Genomic DNA, 3,429 nt, shown 5'->3' with positions numbered 1-3,429 from the left:
TTTTTGTATTTCTATGCTTTTAATTGTAAGAGTTCTTCAATCTCTGCTAGGGTGCTAGCTTGCGAGATGGCGCCACGGAGTTTGGCTGCACCTGAGGTACCACGAAGGTAGTGAGGGGCGAGGCCACGGAATTCACGAACGGCAATGTGCTCACCTTTGAGATCGATCAAGCGTTTCAAGTGTTCATAAGCAATCTTCATCTTGTCTTCAAAAGTCAAATCAGGCAGGATTTCACCTGTTTCAAAGTAGTGGTTGATTTGGTTGAAGAGATAAGGATTGCCCATAGCAGCGCGACCAATCATGACCGCATCGGCACCGACTTCTTCGATCCGTTGTTTGGCATCTTGAACCGTACGGATATCTCCGTTTGCGATAAATGGAATCTTGGTCAGAGCTTGTGCAACCTTGTGAAGGGTCTCAAGATCCGCATGCCCCGTATACATTTGCTCCCGAGTCCGTCCATGCATGGCAAGGGCAGAGACACCCGCAGCTTCAGCAGCGAGGGCGTTCTCAACTGCTAGGGAAGGATCCGACCAACCTGTCCGCATTTTAACAGTGAGGGGGATATCAAGGACGGATTGAACCTTGTTGATGATGGAGTAGATCTTGTCTGGGTCCTTGAGCCACATCGCACCAGCCTCGTTCTTGACGATTTTATTCACCGGGCAACCCATGTTGATATCCACGATATCGGTCTTGGTATTTTCTTGGATAAATTCAGCTGCGCGTGCGAGGCTATCTTCGTCACTTCCAAAGAGTTGGATCGATACAGGATTTTCTCCTTCATCGATATGGAGCATGTGAAGCGTCTTTTCATTGTTGTACTGAATTCCCTTGTCAGAGACCATTTCCATCACAACGAGCCCTGCCCCCAGTTCTTTGGCAATGGTCCGGAAAGCCGAGTTGGTCACTCCAGCCATTGGGGCTAGGACAGTACGGTTAGGGATTTCGACATCCCCGATCATAAATGGCGTATTAAGATTTGTCACGAATGAGTTCCTCCAAGTCATTTTCGTCAAAGTGGTAGTGGGTTTGGCAAAATTGGCAGGTAATCTCTGCACCGTGATCTTCGTCTTTCATCTCTTTTAGATCACTAGCTGGCAGACTTGCTAAAGCGTTCAAGAAACGCTCACGGCTGCAGTCGCACTGGAAGCGAAGTCCTTCTTCAGAGAGGCGTTTGAAAGGTTCATCCCCATAGATAGCGGCAAGAAGAGCTTCAATATGGTCTTCAGATTCCAAAAGTGTGGAGATGGCAGGCATTTCTTGGATGCGTTTTTCAAAGCGCGCGATTTCTTCTTCCTTGGCATTTGGCAAGACTTGGAGCAAGAAACCACCAGCCACCTTGACCTTGTCTTCGTCACCCAACAGGACATTGAGTCCAACTGCAGATGGCGTTTGTTGGCTTTCCGTCAGATAAAAGGCCAGGTCTTCTCCGATTTCACCTGTCACAAGAGGGGTCATAGAGTGATAAGGATTTCCCGTACCATAATCTGTGATAACAAGGAATTCTCCGTTTCCGACAAATGGTCCCACCAGGACTTCACCAGTTGCGGTCTTCTTGATATCCACTCCAGGATTTTGCACGTAGCCTTTAACATTTCCCTTGGTATCTGCCACGGTGATGATGGCTCCGAGTGAGCTAGTCCCAAGGACTTTGACCGTAATTTTAGTATCTCCTTTCTCGTTTGCTGCCAAGATTTGACTGGCAATGAGGGTACGGCCAAGTGCGACCGTGGAGCTAGCTTGTGTATGATGTTTTTCTTGGGCTGTTCGTACGGTTTCTGTACTGTCTAGTACATAGGCACGAAAAGCGCCACTTTCTGAGATAGTTTTAATAATTTTGTCCATACCTACTATTTTAGCACAAATCAAGCAAAGTGGGGACAAGGAGAATTCCGAAAATCAGTCGTTTCAGAAGTAGGGCAAGAAGAAAAGAAAATTCCGAACATTATTTCTAGAAAGAAGCCATTTCCAAGTAAAAGACGAGTTTCATAGAGAAGTTGGTTTAAAAAGGAAGGAGAAAAATAAACGATAGCTGAGTGGATCTTGAAAAAACATCAAAAATTGCTTATAATAGAGTGTAAGACAAACTTGCAGGTGAGACTCCTGCCCTTAGTTTGAAGAAAGGCATAGATAGCATCCTATCTATGGTATATGAAAAAGAATTATGACATCAGTTGTTGTAGTAGGAACCCAATGGGGTGATGAAGGAAAAGGGAAGATTACTGACTTCCTATCAGCCAATGCAGAAGTCATTGCTCGCTACCAAGGTGGGGACAATGCCGGTCACACTATTGTGATCGACGGCAAAAAGTTCAAGTTGCACTTGATTCCTTCAGGTATCTTCTTCCCTGAAAAGATTTCTGTCATTGGGAATGGGGTTGTGATCAATCCTAAATCATTGGTCAAAGAGTTGGCTTATCTTCATGAAGAAGGTGTGACAACGGACAGTTTGCGCATTTCAGACCGTGCCCATGTCATCCTTCCTTACCATATCGAATTGGACCGTCTCCAAGAAGAATCTAAAGGAGACAACAAGATCGGAACGACAATTAAAGGGATTGGCCCAGCCTACATGGACAAAGCTGCGCGTGTGGGAATCCGGATTGCGGACCTTTTGGACCGCGACGTCTTTGCGGAACGTCTTCGTATCAACTTGGAAGAAAAGAACCGTCAATTTACCAAACTCTATGATGCAGAGGCTCTGTCATTTGACGATATCTTCGAAGAATACTATGAATATGGTCAACAAATCAAGCAATATGTAACCGATACTTCTGTTATCTTGAACGATGCTTTGGATAACGGCAAGCGCGTGCTCTTTGAAGGGGCCCAAGGGGTTATGTTGGATATCGACCAAGGAACCTATCCATTTGTAACCTCTTCAAACCCTGTTGCAGGTGGAGTGACCATCGGATCAGGTGTCGGCCCAAGCAAGATCGACAAGGTTGTCGGTGTATGTAAAGCCTATACCAGCCGTGTTGGTGATGGCCCATTCCCTACGGAACTCTTTGATGAAGTGGGGGATCGGATCCGTGAAGTCGGCCATGAGTATGGGACAACAACCGGTCGTCCTCGTCGTGTCGGTTGGTTTGACTCAGTTGTCATGCGCCATAGCCGTCGTGTCTCAGGAATTACCAACCTTAGCTTGAACTCGATCGACGTTCTGTCCGGCTTGGATACAGTGAAAATCTGTGTGGCCTACGACTTGGATGGAGAACGCATCGATTACTACCCAGCAAGCTTGGAGCAACTCAAACGTTGCAAACCGATCTATGAAGAATTGCCAGGTTGGTCAGAAGACATCACAGGTGTTCGCCACTTGGATGAGCTTCCAGAAAATGCTCGCAATTATGTCCGCCGGATCGGTGAATTGGTTGGTGTGCGCATTTCAACCTTCTCAGTCGGACCAGATCGTGACCAAACCAA

Annotated in this window: 3 protein-coding genes; 1 reads left to right on the top strand and 2 read right to left on the bottom strand. The window is 46.6% G+C overall.

Annotated elements, in window-relative coordinates:
* Window positions 1–11: 11 nt before the first annotated feature.
* Both dusB and hslO read right to left on the bottom strand, forming a co-directional pair.
* Window positions 12–989, bottom strand: a complete 978-nt coding sequence (dusB, locus tag SPADD19_RS08890) for a tRNA dihydrouridine synthase DusB (protein WP_003012894.1) — start codon at window positions 987–989, stop codon at window positions 12–14.
* Window positions 976–1,848, bottom strand: a complete 873-nt coding sequence (gene hslO / locus SPADD19_RS08885) for an Hsp33 family molecular chaperone HslO (protein ID WP_061455821.1) — start codon at window positions 1,846–1,848, stop codon at window positions 976–978. Before hslO ends, dusB begins: the two co-directional genes overlap by 14 nt.
* A 319-nt stretch (window positions 1,849–2,167) precedes the next feature.
* Between hslO and SPADD19_RS12075 the strand changes: the two genes are divergently transcribed.
* Window positions 2,168–3,429 (top strand): adenylosuccinate synthase (locus tag SPADD19_RS12075; RefSeq protein ID WP_061455820.1); only part of this gene is annotated, 1,262 nt, incomplete at its 3' end.

The sequence above is a fragment of the Streptococcus parasanguinis genome (assembly GCF_001578955.1).
In the GTDB taxonomy this organism is placed as follows: Bacteria; Bacillota; Bacilli; order Lactobacillales; family Streptococcaceae; genus Streptococcus; species Streptococcus parasanguinis_U.
Note: the sequence above shows the minus strand (reverse complement) of the source record. Positions and strands in the feature narration are given on the sequence as shown.